The sequence below is a fragment of the Prochlorococcus marinus str. MIT 9302 genome (assembly GCF_000759975.1).
Classification (GTDB): domain Bacteria; phylum Cyanobacteriota; class Cyanobacteriia; order PCC-6307; family Cyanobiaceae; genus Prochlorococcus_A; species Prochlorococcus_A marinus_M.
In genome coordinates, this window is record NZ_JNAM01000005.1 from 15,341 (window position 1) to 34,657 (window position 19,317).

Annotated in this window: 20 protein-coding genes; 10 read left to right on the top strand and 10 right to left on the bottom strand. The window is 31.0% G+C overall.

Annotated elements, in window-relative coordinates:
* Positions 1 to 10 precede the first annotated feature (10 nt).
* Together EU96_RS07520 and EU96_RS07515 are read left to right on the top strand one after the other, a co-directional pair.
* On the top strand, positions 11 to 1,648 hold the full coding sequence (locus EU96_RS07520; RefSeq protein ID WP_032525937.1) for a peptide chain release factor 3: 1,638 nt from the start codon (positions 11 to 13) through the stop codon (positions 1,646 to 1,648).
* 51 nt (positions 1,649 to 1,699) lie between these two features.
* Positions 1,700 to 2,374, top strand: a complete 675-nt coding sequence (locus EU96_RS07515) for a CPP1-like family protein (protein ID WP_032525938.1) — start codon at positions 1,700 to 1,702, stop codon at positions 2,372 to 2,374.
* Here the strand turns inward: EU96_RS07515 and hslO are convergent, their stop codons facing one another.
* Both hslO and EU96_RS07505 read right to left on the bottom strand, forming a co-directional pair.
* Positions 2,375 to 3,277 (bottom strand): Hsp33 family molecular chaperone HslO, encoded by a 903-nt coding sequence (hslO, locus tag EU96_RS07510; protein ID WP_032525940.1) that lies wholly within the window; start codon positions 3,275 to 3,277, stop codon positions 2,375 to 2,377.
* A gap of 9 nt (positions 3,278 to 3,286) precedes the next feature.
* Positions 3,287 to 3,913: an ABC transporter ATP-binding protein gene (locus EU96_RS07505; protein ID WP_032525941.1), complete on the bottom strand. Its 627-nt coding sequence runs from the start codon at positions 3,911 to 3,913 to the stop codon at positions 3,287 to 3,289.
* 83 nt (positions 3,914 to 3,996) lie between these two features.
* Between EU96_RS07505 and EU96_RS07500 the strand changes: the two genes are divergently transcribed.
* Genes EU96_RS07500 through EU96_RS07490 form a run of 3 tightly spaced genes read left to right on the top strand, consistent with a single transcriptional unit; the run spans position 3,997 to position 5,973 of the window.
* Positions 3,997 to 4,440, top strand: coding sequence for a DUF3531 family protein (locus EU96_RS07500; protein ID WP_032525943.1), 444 nt, complete (start codon positions 3,997 to 3,999; stop codon positions 4,438 to 4,440).
* A gap of 9 nt (positions 4,441 to 4,449) precedes the next feature.
* On the top strand, positions 4,450 to 5,223 hold the full coding sequence (locus EU96_RS07495) for a 16S rRNA (uracil(1498)-N(3))-methyltransferase (protein WP_032525944.1): 774 nt from the start codon (positions 4,450 to 4,452) through the stop codon (positions 5,221 to 5,223).
* A gap of 6 nt (positions 5,224 to 5,229) precedes the next feature.
* The gene (locus tag EU96_RS07490) at positions 5,230 to 5,973 is read left to right on the top strand and encodes a TIGR00297 family protein (protein WP_032526225.1); all 744 of its coding nucleotides are present in this window, start codon (positions 5,230 to 5,232) and stop codon (positions 5,971 to 5,973) included.
* A gap of 16 nt (positions 5,974 to 5,989) precedes the next feature.
* Here the strand turns inward: EU96_RS07490 and EU96_RS07485 are convergent, their stop codons facing one another.
* The 5 genes from EU96_RS07485 to EU96_RS07465 are packed head-to-tail and all read right to left on the bottom strand — an operon-like array spanning position 5,990 to position 11,009.
* Complete coding sequence (locus tag EU96_RS07485) at positions 5,990 to 6,634, bottom strand: GDSL-type esterase/lipase family protein (protein ID WP_032525945.1); 645 nt, start codon at positions 6,632 to 6,634, stop codon at positions 5,990 to 5,992.
* Between the two features lie 48 nt (positions 6,635 to 6,682).
* Positions 6,683 to 8,185, bottom strand: a complete 1,503-nt coding sequence (locus EU96_RS07480; protein ID WP_032525946.1) for a hypothetical protein — start codon at positions 8,183 to 8,185, stop codon at positions 6,683 to 6,685.
* Positions 8,186 to 8,189: 4 nt separating this feature from the next.
* Positions 8,190 to 8,927, bottom strand: coding sequence for an ATP-binding cassette domain-containing protein (locus tag EU96_RS07475; protein WP_032525947.1), 738 nt, complete (start codon positions 8,925 to 8,927; stop codon positions 8,190 to 8,192).
* Positions 8,924 to 9,817: a putative selenate ABC transporter substrate-binding protein gene (locus EU96_RS07470; RefSeq protein ID WP_032526226.1), complete on the bottom strand. Its 894-nt coding sequence runs from the start codon at positions 9,815 to 9,817 to the stop codon at positions 8,924 to 8,926. Before EU96_RS07470 ends, EU96_RS07475 begins: the two co-directional genes overlap by 4 nt.
* 13 nt (positions 9,818 to 9,830) lie before the next feature.
* Positions 9,831 to 11,009: a pyridoxal phosphate-dependent aminotransferase gene (locus tag EU96_RS07465; protein ID WP_032525948.1), complete on the bottom strand. Its 1,179-nt coding sequence runs from the start codon at positions 11,007 to 11,009 to the stop codon at positions 9,831 to 9,833.
* A 162-nt stretch (positions 11,010 to 11,171) separates the two neighbouring features.
* On the opposite strand from EU96_RS07465, the gene EU96_RS07460 reads away from it, so the two are divergent.
* The 3 genes from EU96_RS07460 to EU96_RS07450 all read left to right on the top strand — a co-directional run bounded on the left by EU96_RS07460 (position 11,172) and on the right by EU96_RS07450 (position 14,325).
* Positions 11,172 to 11,675: a uracil-DNA glycosylase gene (locus EU96_RS07460; RefSeq protein WP_032525949.1), complete on the top strand. Its 504-nt coding sequence runs from the start codon at positions 11,172 to 11,174 to the stop codon at positions 11,673 to 11,675.
* Between the two features lie 34 nt (positions 11,676 to 11,709).
* Positions 11,710 to 12,927, top strand: coding sequence for a (E)-4-hydroxy-3-methylbut-2-enyl-diphosphate synthase (gene ispG / locus EU96_RS07455; protein ID WP_032525950.1), 1,218 nt, complete (start codon positions 11,710 to 11,712; stop codon positions 12,925 to 12,927).
* Between the two features lie 63 nt (positions 12,928 to 12,990).
* Complete coding sequence (locus EU96_RS07450) at positions 12,991 to 14,325, top strand: S41 family peptidase (RefSeq protein ID WP_032525951.1); 1,335 nt, start codon at positions 12,991 to 12,993, stop codon at positions 14,323 to 14,325.
* On the opposite strand, the gene nadA is transcribed toward EU96_RS07450, so the two are convergent.
* Positions 14,322 to 15,281, bottom strand: coding sequence for a quinolinate synthase NadA (nadA, locus tag EU96_RS07445; RefSeq protein WP_072014683.1), 960 nt, complete (start codon positions 15,279 to 15,281; stop codon positions 14,322 to 14,324). The genes EU96_RS07450 and nadA overlap by 4 nt on opposite strands.
* Before the next feature lie 118 nt (positions 15,282 to 15,399).
* On the opposite strand from nadA, the gene EU96_RS07440 reads away from it, so the two are divergent.
* A complete protein-coding gene (locus EU96_RS07440; RefSeq protein ID WP_032525953.1) occupies positions 15,400 to 16,173 on the top strand; it encodes a TIGR04168 family protein in 774 nt (257 codons plus the stop codon).
* A 7-nt stretch (positions 16,174 to 16,180) separates the two neighbouring features.
* On the opposite strand, the gene EU96_RS07435 is transcribed toward EU96_RS07440, so the two are convergent.
* Positions 16,181 to 16,978 (bottom strand): methanol dehydrogenase, encoded by a 798-nt coding sequence (locus EU96_RS07435; RefSeq protein WP_032525954.1) that lies wholly within the window; start codon positions 16,976 to 16,978, stop codon positions 16,181 to 16,183.
* Positions 16,979 to 17,009: 31 nt separating this feature from the next.
* Between EU96_RS07435 and EU96_RS07430 the strand changes: the two genes are divergently transcribed.
* Positions 17,010 to 18,200 (top strand): SAM-dependent methyltransferase, encoded by a 1,191-nt coding sequence (locus EU96_RS07430; protein WP_032525955.1) that lies wholly within the window; start codon positions 17,010 to 17,012, stop codon positions 18,198 to 18,200.
* On the opposite strand, the gene aroB is transcribed toward EU96_RS07430, so the two are convergent.
* A complete protein-coding gene (gene aroB, locus EU96_RS07425) occupies positions 18,197 to 19,288 on the bottom strand; it encodes a 3-dehydroquinate synthase (protein WP_032525956.1) in 1,092 nt (363 codons plus the stop codon). The two genes, EU96_RS07430 and aroB, sit on opposite strands and share 4 nt — an antisense overlap.
* Between the last annotated feature and the right edge of the window lie 29 nt (positions 19,289 to 19,317).

Genomic DNA, 19,317 nt, shown 5'->3' on the forward strand with positions numbered 1-19,317 from the left:
TATTAGATAAATGAGCTTAGGTACTAAAATTATAAATAATAAAGATATTCTGGATGCGGTAAATAAAAGAAGAAATTTTGCAATTATCTCACATCCAGATGCTGGGAAAACGACTCTTACTGAGAAGCTTCTTTTGTATGGAGGTGCAATTCAACAGGCAGGAGCAGTAAAGGCTAGGGGCAATCAGAGAAAAGCCACTTCAGACTGGATGGAACTTGAGAAACAAAGAGGTATTTCAATTACATCGACTGTATTGCAATTTGAATATGAAAGATCAGTAATTAATCTATTAGATACGCCAGGCCACCAAGATTTCTCTGAAGATACATATAGAACATTAGCTGCTGCTGATAATGCAGTTATGTTAGAAGATGCTGCTAAAGGACTAGAACCCCAAACTAGAAAATTGTTTGAAGTTTGCAAGATGCGAAAAATACCAATATTTACTTTCATAAATAAAATGGATAGACCGGGAAGAGAGCCATTCTCTTTACTTGATGAAATTGAATCAGAACTTGGATTAAATACTTTACCTATTAACTGGCCAATTGGGAGTGGCGAGGAATTTAGAGGAGTTATAGATAGATTTTCAAGAGAGGTGATTTTATTTGATAAAGCCTTAAGAGGAAAACAATCGAATGAGAAGAAATTAAGTCTTGATGATAAAGAACTATCAAAATATGTAGAGAGAGAGTTACTTGAGATCTCTCTCGAAGAATTGGAGGTTCTTGATGAGGCAGGATCTAAATTTGAAAAAGAAAAAGTTTTTAATGGCTCTTTGACTCCAGTTTTCTTTGGATCTGCCATGACTAATTTTGGTGTAAGACCATTTTTAGATAGTTTTCTAAAAATGGCTCAAAAACCAACTTCAAGAAATAGTAATAAAGGTGATATTGAACCTGCAAGCAATGAATTTAGTGGGTTTGTTTTTAAGCTGCAAGCAAACATGGACCCAAAGCACAGAGATAGGGTTGCTTTTATAAGAGTTTGTAGTGGAAAATTTGAAAAGGATATGTCAGTTAAACATTCCAGAACTGGCAAAACAATTAGATTGTCAAGACCACAAAAAATATTTGGGCAAGATAGAGAAGTTGTTGATGATGCCTATCCTGGTGATGTTATTGGCTTAAATAATCCAGGAATGTTTTCTATTGGAGATACTCTTTACACAGGTGCTCATCTAGAATACGAGGGCATACCATCTTTTAGTCCTGAAATATTCAGCTGGTTAAGAAATCCAAATCCTTCAGCATTTAAAAACTTTAGAAAAGGTGTGAATGAACTTCGTGAAGAGGGTGCTGTTCAGATTCTTTATGACTTTGATGAGAGCAAAAGAGATCCTATACTTGCAGCTGTTGGTCAATTACAGTTGGAAGTAGTAACTCATAGGTTAAAAAGTGAATATGGTGTTGATTCAATTCTTGAATCAATGCCATATCAGTTAGCTAGATGGGTTTCTGATGGATGGCCATCTATTGAAAAACTTGGCAGAGTCTTCAATTGTAAAATAGTTAAAGATTGTTGGAATAGACCAGTTATTCTTTTTAAAAACGAGTGGAATCTAAATCAATTTATTGAAGATAATAATCACTTAAATTTAAACAAAGTTGCTCCTGTTGTTAGTGGAGTAGAACCAATTGTTTTATAAAGCCTTAATGGATTATAGAATTGGTTAATCTGTTAGTATTGGTAAAAAATTTTGGACTCAAACAGTAGTAAAAACAATAGTGACAAAACACCTTATGAAATTTTAGGTGTAGAAGAAGGCGCTGCTTTTGAGGATATTCAGAAGGCCAGAGACATTAAAGTTAAAGAGGCTGGTGAAGATTTGATATTAAAAGCAAAAATAGAATCTTCCTTTGATGAATTACTTATGGGGAGTTTGAAAGCCAGACAATCAGGAAATGTAAGTTATGAAGCTGTGAGTGCTTCAAAAAAAGAAAAACAAATTAATCAACTTAACAATAATAATTTCCCACTGCTTTCTAAGATAAAAAACTTAAATAATAACTCTAATAACTCGAGTCAATATAGTCTTCCAAAAATAACCCCCCCCTCGTTTGATAACCTTTCAATAAAAATATCTGTTGGACTATTATTTTTGATTTTGTTGTTTATCAGCCCAGATTCGAATAATAGACTTTTGCTATCTATCTCAACATTAATTCTTACTTATACTCAAATTAAATCGGGGAAAAGATTTATAGGTTCTCTAGGATGGAGTGTTACTTTTCTTTCAATAGGATTAATATTCGGCGGATTACTTGAAACTAATTCTTTCATTCAGGAAATATCAAACGATTCTTTATCAATACAAAAAATTCAAAGTTTTCCCGCAATGGTTATTTTATGGCTGGGTGTAATTTTCTTATAATTAACTTTCTATCATCGATTTAATTTCCTCATAATTTATGAGATATTTATTCTTACAAAATTCACAAACCAATTCTGCTTTACCATCTTTCTTTAGGATGTCTTCCAATTCGCTCTTATCAAGCATTTTCATTGCATTTAAACTTCTTTGTTTGGAACACTTGCATTTAAAATTAACTTCTTGGGAACGAGCTTTTTCAGATATTGATTTATCGTCAATATCGGGAAATATATTTCTTATTAATGAAAGAAGATTATCTTTTGACTGGAATAGGTCTTCGCTGAAAGAATTAATTTCTTTACATCTTTCTTCAAGCAGTGAGACTAGTAAAGGGTCAGTGCCTTTTTTTGGTAAAACTTGAGCTAATAAGCCACCACTACAAATAACACTTTTATTTTGGATTTTTTCTCCAATAAATACAGCTGAAGGAGTTTGTTCTGAATGATACAAATATGAAGCTAAGTCTTCAGCAATATTCCCATTTACTAATTCAACAGTACTTGTAAAGGGTTCTCCAAATCCACTATCTCTAATAACATTTAAATATCCTGTACCTAATGCTTTTGTGAAATCAAAAGAATATTTATTATTATCTATTTTGACAAGATCCAATTCTAAATCAGGATTACCTACATAACCCCTAACTTTCCCGTCTCTACCTGCATCAACTAGCAATCCCCTTAAAGGTCCGTCAGATCTAACTCTTAAAGTAACTCTTCCATGAATTATCTTCATCGAACTTGCCAAAAGCAGAGAAGCACTAAATGCTCTTCCTAAGATACAGGTGGTTAAATAAGAAAGACCGTGCCTTTCTTTAGCTTCTAAAGAAGATTCTGTTGTTAAGACCGCAACTAATCTTATTCCACCATTTGCGGCAGTAGCCCTAACTATCCTATCGTTCATAATTTTCTTTCAAAAGTTTTTGATTTTACCTTTCTCCAGAAGTAACATCCTAGAGGGAATTCCCTCAAATAAGGCAGGTTCATGGGTAACAATAATAATTGTATTTTTATTTTTTAGATCAAGAATTAAATTCTTTACATCATTTCTCATTGACCAGTCTAATCCAGCAGTTGGTTCATCAAGTAAAAGAACTGAGGGATTTCTTAGTAGCTGAACTGCTACAGCTAATCTTCTTTGTTCTCCACCACTAAGCTGTTCTGGTGGTTGGGTCAGGTTTATTTTTTTCAGACCGACCTTATTTAAAACTATTTCTATATTTTTTTCTCTTAAAGATTTATGGCCTATTTTTAATTCGTTTCCAATAGTTGTACCAATAAAGTATCTTTCAGGAAATTGGAATACTACTCCACAAAACCATCTTCTTTGCCTAGAAGATAAAATTTTATTCTTCCAAGTAATTTTTCCTTTTTGTGGATTTGTTAATCCGCTTATTATTTCGAGTAGGGTTGTTTTACCAGAACCACTATTGCCGCAAATTAAAATTATTTCATTTTCATGAACTTTTAAATTTAGATTGTCTATTATTTTTCTTTCACCAGTTTGAGGTTGATAAGATATTTCTTTTAAATCAAGCATTATTAATTAAGTTATAGTTATGAATTTTAATCTAGTAATAACTTACTTATAATAGCTATAGATCTAAAAAGCTATTAGTCAATATGAATATTATTTTTAGAGAAATTGATCCTTTTAATTGTTGGATATGGGTAAGGTTTTCAGAATCACCAACTCAAAATGAGAAAAATTATTTAGATGGTGTTTTTGATAGTTGGTATGTTTTAGGAAGGTTAGGGGGCTTTAATGCTCAAAATTTGCAAACTCATGAAGAGGGTTCCGATCTAAGTTGGATGTCCTACGATAATGACCAAAAAAACGAATCTCTACCAGCCTTAATGCATAATTTAGGAATTATGGAATATCAAAATCTATGGGGAAGATGTTGGGTTGATTTTGGGACATCAGACTCCCTTTCAATAGATATATTAATTAATTCTTTGAATGAGATATCAAATAATTATGTAAAAATTGAAGAGTTAATTATTGGTGGTGAAAATAATGATTGGGCTATTGAAGAACATGAAGATTTAGTTTTCAAAGATTAAGTATTTTAGATGGAAGATTTAACAAGATTAATTATTTCCCAAGAAAGAATTGAAAATATTAAGAACAATAATTTAGAACTGACTAATGAAGAGGCTCATTACATAAATAAAGTAATGAGGATAAAAAATGGTAAAGAAATATTTTTAGCTAACGGAGAGGGTTCATTATGGAAAGCTATAAAAGTTAAAAATGATTGTTTAGAGATAAGTCAATTAAAAAAACCTTACTTATTTCAAGCACAAGAGATTTACTTATTAGGAATAGCTGTTGTTATTCCAAAAAGTGGTTTTGAGGATATTTTAAAAATGTGTACTGAGATAGGAATTGATTTTATACAACCATTATTTTCAGAAAGACAGGTAAACAAAAATTTAAATTTTACTAGAAAACTTTTGAGATGGAATTCAATTATCAAAGAAGCAGTTGAGCAAAGTGAGAGATTATGGAAACCATCTATTTTAAATGGTATGGATATTATTGAATGGCTAAAAAGTAGAGATAATCAAGAAAGAGTTTCAATTTCCATAACTAGAGAAGATACTAGTTATGACTTAAATCAATGGTTAAGAAAACAGCAAGAATTTGTAAATAAAAAAGGAGGTATTTTCTGGAATGTAATTGGCCCAGAAGGAGGTTGGTCCTCTAAAGAAATTGATTTTTTTAATAAAAACAATAATTCCTTTGTTAAACTCTCTGACACTATCTTAAGAACTTCAACAGCTAGTATTAACGCATCATCAATTCTAAATCAGTGGAGAATTGATTTGAAATTAATTAATTAGATGAAAATGAGTTTGATTACAAATCAATTTTTTATAGGTTTTTGTATTAATTTTATTTTGATTTATATTTTCTGCAAGATTCCTTTAATGACAAAAGAGGGTTGGATAAGTGCAGGTATTTTAGGCACAATTTTGTGGGGATGTTTTTCTTGGCAGGGTTGGATGTCAGTTGTGATTTATTTATTATTTGGATCTCTCGTAACTAAAATAGGCTATAAATTTAAAAAAGAACAAGGAATAGCTGAAAAAAGAGGTGGGAGAAGAGGACCTGAAAATGTATGGGGCTCTGCAGCTACAGGATTATTTTTTGCTTTGATGACTAAATTTAATTTTGCCAACGAAGTTTTGTTTAAAGTAGGTTTTGCTGCAAGTTTTTCAGCAAAGTTGGCGGATACTTTTGGGAGTGAAATTGGAAAAAGATTTGGGAAAGATACATTTTTAATTACTTCACTTAAAAAGGTTGAGAGAGGAACTGAAGGAGGAATAAGTTTAGAAGGAACATTAGCTAGTATCTTGGGATCAATATTTATGGCTTTTATAATGCTCCGTCTATCAATTGTTACTACAAAATTCCACTTCATAAGTGTTGCAGTCTCGGGATTTTTAGCAACACTTACTGAAAGTATTATTGGTGCTAAATTTCAAAATAAATATAAATTAAGTAATGAATTGGTAAATGCTATTCAGACAAGTATTGCTTCCGTTTTTGCTATCGTTGCTATTATTTTATATTCATATTTTTTAAATTAAAAAATTTTGAAAAGACTTAGGATTCCTTCCATTTTGTAAGAATCTCCCAGCTCTTCAGTCTTTGAAAAATCCAGAAATGACCTTCCGAATTTAGATGAATTCCATCATTCGTAATCCAATTTTTACTCCTTTTATCAGAATACATTTCTCTAAAAGTAGGAAGAAATGGGACATTCTGATTGAGGCATACTTCCTCCATTCTCCTTTCATAAGAATTACAAAAATCATTTGAGTACCATAGACATCCTGCGAACGGCATTTTGCTTTCGTTAACTGGTGTCAGTCCAATAACAAAGACATTTGTTTGAGAGTTCATTTCATGAATTAGTCTCTCTAATCCATATTCAAATCCCTCTATATCTAATTGATGTCTTCCGTTTTTCTGACCAATTGCTGCAGTGTCGTTAAGACCAACATTTAGCAAGATTGCTTTAGGTTTATTTCTTCTCGTTTCTCCTCTAGATGACCATTCTTTTTCCCATCTAGATGAAACTTTTTCTATCCCATCTCCCCTTACGCCAAGTTGATAAATTATTGGCCCATTTTGATTATTGCACCAATCTTTTCTAAGCCTCTCACACCATCCGCCACCTTCATTATCTCCCCATCCATAAACTGAGCTATCTCCAATTACAACTAGCTGTTTTGGTAAACTAATCACTATAACCGGAAAAAATAATTACTTGATTCAACAAATTATTCTTATAAATTAAGTTAAACTATTTTTGATTTTACCATTTATTAATTCACCAACTATTGCGATGGAGCTATAAGCTATCAAAACTATGGTAACTTCTTGCCATGCGAAGGAACTTAGTGATTCTTGCAATTGCCAACCTAGACCAACACCTCCAATAACCCCAACAATTGCAGTTTCTCTAATAATTATGTCAGATCTATAAGCGCAATATGCTAAATAACTTTTTGCTTGTTGAGAAAATAAACCTAAAAGCCAACTAGTGTTTTTTGAGATTCCTAAAGATCTCATTGCAATATAATTTCTCTTATCTTGGCTATCTAGATTTGTAAAAAGTAATTTGCTTGTAATGCCAGCGTTGTGAAGACCTAATGTTAAAGCTGCTAAAGATAAAGAAGGATTATTAAAAGTTAATAGAGTTAGAAGTATTACAGGTATGGGTATTAAACGTAATAAAAATGCAAAAATTTTTATAAAAATTTTAGAAGTATTGTTGTTAAAAATTCCTATTACTAATGGAGGCAAACTAATTGCGATTCCTGTTGATAAAAGACTTAAAATTATTGTATCGAATATAAGTTTTAAGAAATCAAATAATCCAAAATTTGAGCTTGATTTAAATAGAGAACTAACAGAATTAAAATTTTCAAAATTATTATTAAAAATAAAAAAAAGAAAATAAAAAAAAGAAAATAAAATTGTTATAAAAAAAACTACAATAAAAAAAATAGATAGGATTTTATTTGTATTGTTAAATTTTATTTTTTTGTATATTACTCCAGAAAGAATTATTAAAATTGCTAAGGACCATAAATAAGTCCATAACTCTCTAAAATTCAAAGTTTGGAAAGATAAAAAAATACTAGTACCTATTCCTCCAATCCCAAAAAGTCCTAAAATCACCGTACTTCTTATTGAACACTCTAATCGATATAAACCAAAGTTTTTAAATGTATTTATTATTGGATTCCATATTAAAGTTAATAAAGAAGAAAATTTATGCGCATTTATTTGATTTATAGATTCAAAACTTTTGTAGTTAATAGTTTCTAATTGTTCAGCAAAAACTTTTGAATTTACAGCAATATAAGGAATACATATAGCTATTATTCCTATTGAAAAATTTATGCCATATATTTGCATTAATAGTATTCCCCAAACCACTTCATGAATAGATCTAATTATTGTTAGAAAAAACCTTATCATGCTATAGAAAAATTTTGGAATATTAAAGATTTTATAAAAAATATTTGAGGATAATATTCCAAAAATTGCCCCAAAAATAATACTTACTAACCAACTAAAAAAACCAATTAAGAAAGTTTGATTTAATCGATTAATTGCGGTAATAATAATTTCATTATCGATCTTGGGATTAAATGCAGAAATTAAGAATTCTTGGAATAATTTAAATCCTCCAAAATGAATATTGGTTATTAATTGATACCCTAGAGGTATGCAAACCAAAATTGGAAGAAAAGATAATGAGGTATAGTTTAATTTTAATTTATTCAACTAATTAATATATTTTGTCTAAATGAAGCTTATTTAAGTTAGTTCTTTTAATGTTAAAAAAAATTTTACCACTCCTTATTCCAATAACTTTATCGAAATCATTCAGCAAATCTAATCTATGTAATGCAACTAATGTTGTCTTTGAGGATTTTTTTGTATTTTGATCTACATTTTCTAGCAGCAGGTTTTTAATTGTTGTTATCAATTTGGGATCTAAATTATTAAAAGGCTCATCTGCAAGTAATATATTTGATCCTTGAATTAATGATCTAGCTATAGCTACCCTTTGTTTTTGCCCCCCTGATAGGCTTCTGATTTTTTTGTTGTAAATAGAGTTATCAAGTCTACATAATTGCATATATTTATGCGCCTTCTTAAAAGAACTTATATTTAGCAAATTTTTAAAAGCGAAATAAAAATTGTTTTCGGCTAGTAGTCCACAATTAACATTTTGTTCTGCTGAGAGATCTTCTATTAATCTTAAATCTTGCCAAATAGTTGTTATCTTGCGTTTCTGCTTTCTATCTAATTGCTCGAAACTTTTATTGAATAATTTAACCTCACCTTGAGTTGGCTTGATAGTGCCATTAAGCACTGATATAAGAGTAGTTTTACCTGAACCGCTTTTACCTAAAAGTGCAATTTTATCCCCTGAATTTATTTTTAAATTTACTTTATTTAGAATCAGATTATTTTTGTAATTATAAGATATATTTTTTAATTCTAAGAGAGTATTATTCATCTAATTTTATTTAATTTCCTCCCGATATCCTCTATATTTTTATACTGTTTTGCTTCTGCATTAATAAATCTTTTTGCATTGAACATATCTAATATCTGTTTATGTGATTTTTGCTTTATGTCTAAATTTAGAATTACTGATTTAAGTTGTTTTGTAAACCCTTCCCAGAATCTATTTTCAAGATCCCCTTGAGCCAACCAATGATAATCAACATATTCTGGGGTGATCCAGAATAATTCTAAATTACTTGTTCTTTTGGGATTATTTTTAAGATTGTTTTCCCAAACTTGTTTATTTAAAGCTCCAGCATCAAATGCCCCACTATTAACCAAAGCTATTGTGGCATCATGACTCCCACTAAAACCTGCTTTTTTTCCTTTAAAGTCTTTAATTTCTAACCCTGCTTGATTTAAGAAATATTCTGGCATTAATCTTCCAGACGTTGAGTTTTCAGAGCCAAAAGTAAATCTTAAATTCTTTAGTTTTTTAAGTCCTTTAATGTTTGAAATTGAGTTAAGTTCTAAATTTTTGTTTACTATAAAAACACTTTTAAATTCCTTATCGATATCTCTTTGAGCTATTACAATTGAATTAGGAGTTTGTAATCTTGCTTGAACTCCTGATAAACCGCCAAACCAAACTAAATCTAAATCTTTAGTTCTAAAACCAGTTACTGCTGCAACATAATTAATAATAGGAATGTATTTAACTTCTACATCAAGTTGTTTGGATAATTCTTTTGAAAATAAATTAAATCTTTTGTCCAAAACATCTTGGTTTTGATCAGGTATTGCTCCAACTTTTAAAACTTTGGGATTTGAAAATACAGGTGATGTAAAAATAGAAAATAATAGAGATGAACTTAGTAGGATATTTTTTAAATTAAACATACATTTAGTTATTTTAATAGTATTCAGAGATTGCTTTTTCAAGCCTCTCTAGTCCATCTTTTATTTTAATCTCTGAAGCTGCACAAGACATTCTTATACATTCGTCAGCTCCAAAAGCTTTTCCAGGTACAACAACTAATCCGTAATCTTGAAGAACTTTGTTGCAGAAATCAACAGAAGTAATTGAGGAGTTAGGTAATCTTGGAAATGCGTAAAATGCTCCATTAGGTTCTTCAATATATATCCCATTTATATTCTTAAGGCCCTCATAGAGAAGACTTCTTCTTTGATCATAATGGCTATTTATCATTGAGAAAAACTCATTATTAATTTTTAAAGCCTCTAAAGCACCTTTTTGAACAAAAGAACAAACATTACTTGTACTTTGACTTTGTAATGCTGAGGATGCTTTGATTACATCTTTGGGACCTACTAAATAACCTATCCTCCAGCCAGTCATAGCCCATCCTTTCGCAAACCCATTTATTATAAAAATCCTATCTTTTAAGTCATTTGCTAGTGTAGATAAACTGTAGTGTTTAAATTCTTTTTTAAGGATTAGTTCGTAAATCTCATCAGAAAGAATATTGATATTCGGATTCTCTCTTACTATGTCAACAATTTCCAATAACTCTTCCTTTGACATCACTCTCCCAGTTGGGTTATTGGGAGAATTGATAATAATAAATTTAGTTTTTGAAGAGATTTTAGACTTCAAATCTTTTATATTTATTTTAAATCCATCTACAGCAGAAGAATTTGTATAGATTGGGTTTCCACCAGCCAACCTAACCATCTGGGGATAACTTAACCAGTATGGAGCAGGTATGATAACTTCGTCTCCAGCATTTAATAAAACTTGGAAAAGATTATATATTGCTTGTTTAGCTCCATTTGTGACCATTACATTTTCAAATTCAATATTTAAGTTGTTTTGAATTTGAAGTTTATTGGCAATTGCTTTTCGAAGATCTAGATTACCAGCTGCGGGCCCATACTTTGTAAATCCATCGAATATAGCTTTGCTAGTGGCATCTATAACTTCTTTTGGGGCATTAAAATCAGGTTCTCCAGCGCTTAAATTGCAAATATCTGCTCCTTCTGATGCTAATTGATTTGCTTTGGCACTTATCTGCAGTGTAAGTGAAGGCTCAATTGAAAGTGCCCGTTCCGATAAATTAACTTTACTCATCGCTTTATTGCTTTTCAAATATGGCTTTTAATAATGACAAATGCATAAATTAAGAATAAGTAAAAGTATCACAGAATGGTTTAATTTAGTTCATTTTCTTAATCTATTTTATTTTCATGTTTTGAGTTCTTAAGATAAAAAATATTTAAAGTTTTATTTTTTGTGAAAAGGTTAGTTATAGGGAGAGGAAGTGTATTTGCAGATTTGTTAATAATTGGTGAGGCACCTGGAGCACAGGAAGACTTAGAAGGAAAACCTTATGTAGGTAAATCTGGTAAGTTATTAAACTCATTATTGATAAAAGCGGGGATTGACTATAAGGAGGATGTTTATTTTTGTAATGTAATTAAATGTCGTCCACCAAATAATAGAAAACCCACTGCTAGAGAAATTAATATTCATAAACCTTGGTTATTACAGCAAATAAAGCTAGTTGATCCAAAATTTATATTACTTACTGGTTCGACTGCTATGAGAGCTATTTTAGAAGTTAAAGATCCTATAAGTAATTTAAGAGGTCAATGGATTAAAAAAGATGGGAGGCAAATTATGGTAATTTTTCATCCATCTTATTTGTTGAGATTTCCTTCAAAAGAAATCAATAAACCTTATCATCTAACTTTAAAAGACCTAGAGAATGTAAGTGGTAAACTGTATGCCTTATAATTTAGTAAATCCTTTTTGAATATCAAGAATTTTAATGTCATTAACTCAATCAAAAGAGGTTAATAGTCTCTCCAAAAGATATTCAACTCATATTGAGAGGAGGATAACTAGAACAGTAATGGTTGGTGATATAGCTATTGGAAGTGATTATCCAGTAAGAGTTCAATCGATGATAAATGAAGATACTATGGATGTCGAAAATGCTTACTTAGCTATCAAAAGGCTACATGATGTGGGTTGTGAAATAGTGAGATTAACTGTTCCATCTCTAGCACATGCAAAAGCCGTAGGAGATATTAAAGAAAAATTATTGGGAAATAATATCAACACTCCCTTAGTAGCTGATGTTCATCATAATGGTATGAAAATTGCAATGGAGGTTGCAAAACATGTTGATAAAGTAAGAATTAATCCTGGATTATTTGTATTTGAGAAATCAGACCCTACAAGAACTGAATATACCGATGAGGAATTTGAAACTATTAAACAAACAATACTTAAAAGATTTACCCCTTTAGTAGAAGTTTTAAAGGCTGAGAACAAAGCTCTAAGGATTGGAGTTAATCATGGTTCTCTATCTGAGAGAATGCTTTTTACTTATGGAGATACTCCATTGGGAATGACAGAATCTGCGATGGAGTTCGTCAAAATTTGTGATGAGCTTGATTTTCATAATATAATAATTTCTATGAAAGCCTCTAGGGCTCCAGTGATGATGGCAGCCTACAGGATGATTGCAGATAGACTTGACTCAGAAGGATATAATTATCCATTGCATTTAGGAGTGACGGAAGCTGGAGATGGTGATTATGGAAGGATTAAAAGTACTGCCGGAATCGGAACGCTTCTAGCAGAGGGATTGGGAGATACCATTAGAGTTTCTTTAACAGAAGCTCCTGAGAAGGAAATTCCAGTGTGCTATTCAATTTTGCAGTCTTTAGGATTAAGAAAAACGATGGTTGAATATATAAGTTGCCCTAGTTGTGGGAGAACTCTTTTTAATCTAGAAGAAGTAGTAGACAAAGTTAGAAATGCCACTTCACATTTAACTGGTTTAGATATAGCAATAATGGGATGTATCGTAAATGGGCCAGGAGAAATGGCAGATGCTGATTATGGTTATGTTGGGAAAGGTAAAGGAACAATTGCTTTATATAGAAGGAAAGAAGAGATAAAAAGAGTACCTGAAGACGAGGGGGTTAATGCTTTAATTCAACTTATTAAGGATGATGGGAAGTGGATTGACCCTTAAGAACTTGCCAAATTATGAAATTTTAAATAAATTTTTTATAATATAAAAAAAATAATTAATTCTTTGAAGATAACAAAATTGCCTAAAAAAAAAATTATAATTTTATTTGCGACAACTTTTTTTGGGATATTTTTCAATAATTTTGCAGAAGCAACTGTTTTAAATAATAGTTATAAAGAAGTAATTGATAATGTTTGGCAAATTGTATATAGAGATTTTCTTGATTCAAGTGGTAAATTTCAAAAGTCTAATTGGATTAAGCTAAGAAAAGAGTTTTTATCAAAAACATACTCAGACAGTAATGAAGCATATGATGCGATTAGAGATATGCTATCGAACTTAGATGATTCCTACACAAGATTTTTAGAACCTAAGGAATTTAATCAAATGAGAATTGACACCTCTGGAGAATTAACTGGGGTTGGCATCCAAATAGTTAAAGACAAAGAATCTGATGATTTAATAATTATTTCTCCTATAGAAGGTACTCCTGCTTATGATGCTGGAATTAAAGCTAGAGATAAAATATTATCTATAGATGATATTTCTACTGAAGGGATGAATATAGAGGATGCTGTGAAACTAATAAGAGGTCAAAGAGGTACTAAAGTTAAGCTTGAAATTCTTAGAGGTTCTAAATCTTTTTTTAAGGTTTTATCAAGAGAAAAGATTGAAATAAAAACTGTTTCAAGTAAAGTCAATAAAACCAAAAACGGGTTGTTAATCGGTTATTTAAGAATTAAACAATTTAATGCAAATGCATCAAGAGAGGCGAGAGATGCTATTAAGGATTTAGAAACAAAAAAAGTCGCAGGTTATGTTCTTGACTTAAGAAGTAATCCTGGAGGGTTACTAGAATCAAGCATTGACATCTCAAGACATTTTATTAATAAGGGAATAATAGTAAGCACCTTAAGTAAAGATGGTTTAAAAGAAACAAAAAGAGGAAATGGTCAAGCTCTAACAAAGAAGCCCTTAGTTGTCTTAGTTAATGAGGGCTCTGCTAGTGCTAGTGAAATAGTTTCTGGTGCAATAAAAGATAACAATAGAGGGATATTAGTTGGGAAGAAAACTTTTGGTAAAGGACTAGTTCAATCTATGAGAACTTTAGTTGATGGTTCAGGTCTAACTGTTACGGTCGCCAAGTATTTAACTCCTAACGGTACTGATATAAATAAATCTGGAATTGTTCCGGACCTACAAGTAAAAATGAATATCAACCCTATTCTTCAAAGAGAGATTGGAACTAGAAAAGATAAACAATATAAAGCAGGTGAAAAAGAGCTAATAAATATCATTAAAAGGAAAAATCAGATAGGTCAGTTTAATCCTGCCACTACAAACCTAAATACATTTTTAAAAATTAATAATGGAAATAAAGTATTTTCATTAAATTAATTACTCATATCCAACATTCTTTTTATTGGTATATAGGCTTTTCTAATTATTTCAGGGTCGAGTTCGATAGATGGTGAATTATTTTTCAAACAATCAAGAATTTTTTCTAAAGTATTTAATTTCATATATGGACACTCGTTACATTTACAACCTTCTATATCTGGAACTTCAATAAAGACTTTATTAGGTTCTTTTTTCTTCATTTGATGAATTATTCCAGGTTCAGTTAATACCATGTAAGTTTTAGATGGATCTTTGCTGACAAAATCAAGTAATTTACTGGTTGATCCAATAAAGTCTGAGAGAAGAAGTAAATTCTGACTACATTCAGGATGAGCAATAACTTTTGCTCCAGGATTTTGGTGTTTTAATTTTAGTAGAGCTTCTTCACTAAATGATTCATGTACAATGCAGCTGCCAGGCCATAATTTGAGATCTCTTCTTGAATTTTTCTGAACCCATCTCCCAAGATTCTGATCGGGAGCAAAAATTATCTTTTTATCTTCAGGTATCTTTTTAACTAATGAGACTGCATTACTGCTTGTACATATTAAATCACTTTGAGCTTTTACTTCCGCAGTACAATTTATGTAACTTACGACATAGTGGTCTGGATTCTCTTCCCTAAACTTTTGAAATTTATCTGAGGGACAATCGTCTGCTAATGAGCATCCTGCGTCAATATCTGGCAATAAGACTGTCTTATTTGGGCTAAGTATTTTTGCGGTTTCGGCCATAAAGTGTACCCCGCAAAAAATTATTATATCTGCATCATTATTTGCAGCTTTCCTAGATAGATCTAGTGAATCTCCAATAAAATCTGCAATTTCTTGAATTTCTGGAGCTTGATAATAATGCGCCAAAATAATGGCATTGGCTTCTAGGCAACGCTCCTTTATTTCAGAAATCAAATCCTCTTCTTTTTGAATCGATTTCTGTTTTGCAGTAGAAGTTATACTGGTCAGGATTTAGAATATCTCTTAATAGATTATATGCCTTTAAACAGAAAAAATTCTGACAAATTTAAAAATTGCTATTGTTGGTGACTGTCATGGTCAATGGTCTGAATTAGACTTGAAAGTTTTATCGATTCTTAAACCAGATATTGTTTTATTTGTTGGCGATATTTCTGATGGGAGTGTCAAAATAATTAAAAAAATAAATAAGATTCAAATCCCAACTTTTGTGATTTTAGGTAATCATGATAGAGGGAAGGATTCTACAGGTGAAATTCTCTCAAAGCAGATAAGAGTTCTTGGCGGAAAATATTTTGCATGGGATTTGAAAGTTTTTAATAATCAAATAAATTTACTATCTGCAAGACCATGTAGTTCTGGCGGTGGTTACTATCTTTCACAAGAAGTAAAAGGAGTTTATGGTCCTATCAGCGAACAAGATTCAATAAATAAAATTATCAAATGTTCTGAAAATTCCATTGAAGATATACCTTTAATAATTATGTCTCATGCTGGCCCTTCAGGTTTAGGTTCTGAACCTGGAAGTATATGTGGGAAAGACTGGAAATTACCCTCTCTAGATTGGGGAGATAGAGATTTGTCGGTTGCTATTTCACAAATACAAAAGAAAAGAAAAGTTGATCTTGTGATTTTTGGTCATATGCACAATCGGCTTAAAAGAAATCTTGGTTTAAGAGAAATGTTTAAAATTGATAGTAAAGGAACATTTTATTTTAATACTGCTGTAGTTCCAAGATATAAAACTGTTGAAGATGGAAAATTGTTAATTAATTTTTCATGGATTGAGTTTGAAGAAAAGAAATTAAGACATGTTTCTCATCGATGGTACTCAGAGTTAGGAGAAATTTGTGAAGAAGAAAAATTTTTTTGATCATATTTTAAGTGTTTTTGGGTTTTTCATATCTTGAAAATAATGTTTGAGATAAAATATATCCCGCAATTCCTGCTGCAGTAAATGCTAAGCCGTTTTTAAATAAAGGTAATAAATCATTCGTTCTGGTGATTATCGGTGCTAAACCAAAGATTCCAAATAACATTCCCCATAAAGGAGAAAGAAGAGCTAAAAATCCAATTGATATAACTTGACCTTCTTTCCTTGGGGCAGATGCGAATCCTGCTACTAAACCTCCAAGGATAGAGGTACATAAAGTCCATATATATTGCTCTTTGGGCAGACCTGGGACAACTTGACATCCTCCTCTCTTAAGACAAATCTTTACTGAATTAATTGCATCTAGTACTGCTCCATCTTCACCATGATCTTTTACATAATATTGATTACCAAATCTTGTTTGAAGTTCAACCCAAAATAATCTTGGCATAAAATTAAAATAAGCCTCTCCGACGTTAAAGTTAAGCAAATTACCACCTCTGGGATCTGCAACTATTAATAAACTCGTCTCATCTAGATCCCAATAGTCTTTTATCGCGCTACCAGGAGAACTCTCAAACTGAGATAAATATTTAATTTTCCATCCACTTTCAATTTCTAGCTTGTTTAGATTATCCTCTAAAGATTTTTTCTGATTGGGACTCAATGTTTTAGCTAAATCAATTACAGGTGTTTTTTCTTCTGGTAAAAGATTTGGATTATTTATAGCGAAAACGGGTTTATGTGAAGTTAAAACTACTATAGTTAGAAATATTCCTAATAAATAGTTAATCTTTGAAGGCATAAATAAGTTTTGTCTCTTTATATTTTCGCCGATGAATAGCTTACCCGCGAATAATCCAGATTGGTTAGTAAAAAAAATAATAAAAATGGGCGGGACTATAAGTTTTTATGACTATATGAATTTTGTTTTAAATGATCCTATTAATGGTTATTACGGCAGCGGTAAAGCTGAGTTAGGCTTTCGAGGAGATTTTGTTACATCACCCTCTTTATCTGATGATTTTGCTTTTTTGGTTGGTAAACAAATAGAAGATTGGTTGATTCAGTTCAAAAATAGTTTTTTATCTAATCAGAAATTAGCTGTAATTGAATTTGGAGCAGGAGATGGAAGCTTTATGAGTGGATTAATTAAATATTTTTTAGAAAATAACAAGAATTTTTTGGAAGGAGTTTCTTTTGTAATTATTGAACCTAATGAAGGGATGGTAGAAAAACAAAAAATTAAATTGGACGAATTTTTAAACTTAGGTATTGATATTTTATGGAAAGGTTTGGAAGAAGTAGAGGAAAATAATATAAATGGAATAGTTCTTGCAAATGAGGTTTTAGATGCTTTGCCAGTAGAGAGAATAACCTTCTCAAAAGGAAAATTACTTCGACAAGCAGTTTCTATAGACAAAACATCTCATAAATTATATTTTGATGAAATGCCAATTACAAGTGAATTGGGAAAAAGTATTGAACTTGCTAAAAGTGAGTTGGGAATTACTATCCCGCCTGAAGACGCTCTTGAAGGATGGACAACAGAATGGCATATAGATAACTCAAAATGGTTAGAAGCTATTTATGGAAAAATTAACAATGGTATTTTATTGATAATTGATTACGCTAAGGAAGCTAAAAAATACTACTCCTCTAAGAATTCTGATGGGACGATAGTTTCCTATGGAAATCAAAAAATGACAAATAATGTCCTAGATTCTCCTGGAAATTGCGATTTAACATCTCATGTGTGCATAGAAACTTTAATTAATGATGCTGAGACTCTTGGATTTAATACTGTTGGACTAACTAAACAAGGTGAGGCTTTGTTGGCACTTGGATTGGCAGAGAGACTTTATGGTATTCAGAAGGAATTTATGGAGGATTTATCAAATGCTCTTTTAAGAAGAGAGGCATTACTTAGACTCGTGGATCCTGTATGTCTAGGCGATTTTAAGTGGTTTGTTTTTAATAAGTTTAAGGAGAAGGAAATGAATATAAATTCAACCTGTTTGCGTTAAGAAAAAAACTTTAAAAATAATGAATCCTCTACGTCGTCATATATATCTACTTCACCAATTTCTTTCGGTAATATAAATCTCATTTTGCCATCACGAACTTTTTTATCGCCCATAAGTATTGTTAGAACCTCTTCTTTCTTTATTTTGGGGATCTCGGTAGGAAGATCGTAACTCTTCAAAAGATTCTTCTGTCTCTCTAATTCTTCTTTAGACCATAACCCTTTATCAATTGCTATTTCCCCTGCAATATTCATACCAATTGATATTGCCTCACCATGAAGAAATTTGCCGTATCCACATAAATTTTCAATAACGTGACCAAAAGAATGACCATAATTCAATATTGCTCTAACACCATTTTCATGTTCGTCTTGAGAAACAATATGAGACTTTGTTTTTATTGAACTATTAATTATTTTAATTAGATATTCATTCTTGAGATTTATAAGTTCATTCTTGTTTTTTTCAATTTCTAAGTATTCGAAAAGTTCTTTGTCTCTTATTACTCCATATTTAATGACTTCGGCTATTCCAGCGTTAAATTCTCTTTTAGGCAAACTTTTTAAAGTTTCTGGATCAATGAAAACTGCTCTAGGTTGATTGAAAGCTCCAATTAAATTCTTACCTTTTGGATGATTTACTCCTGTTTTTCCTCCCACAGATGAATCAACCATTGATAACAATGTTGTTGGAATCTGAATATATTCAATACCTCTCAGCCAAGTAGCAGCTGCAAAACCACTAACGTCTCCAACGATTCCTCCTCCAAGGGCAATAATTATTGAATTTCTATCTAAGCCAAATTCAAATGCAACATCATATATTTCACTTAAGGTTTTTAAGTTTTTATATGATTCTCCAGCCTTTATAAGGAACATTTTGGCCTGAAATTGATTATCTTTTAAATTATTTAAGAATTTTTCACCATACAAATTTGATATTTCTTCATTTGAAATCACAAGTATTTTTCTATTCTTTGTTATTCCAATTTTTAAAAGTTCTTCGCTGATATTATTCAGTATCCCTGCTTCTATAGTTACTTCGTATGACTTATCACCTAATGGGACTAATATTTTTCTATTATTCACAATTGATTACCTAGTTAAAATTTATAAAT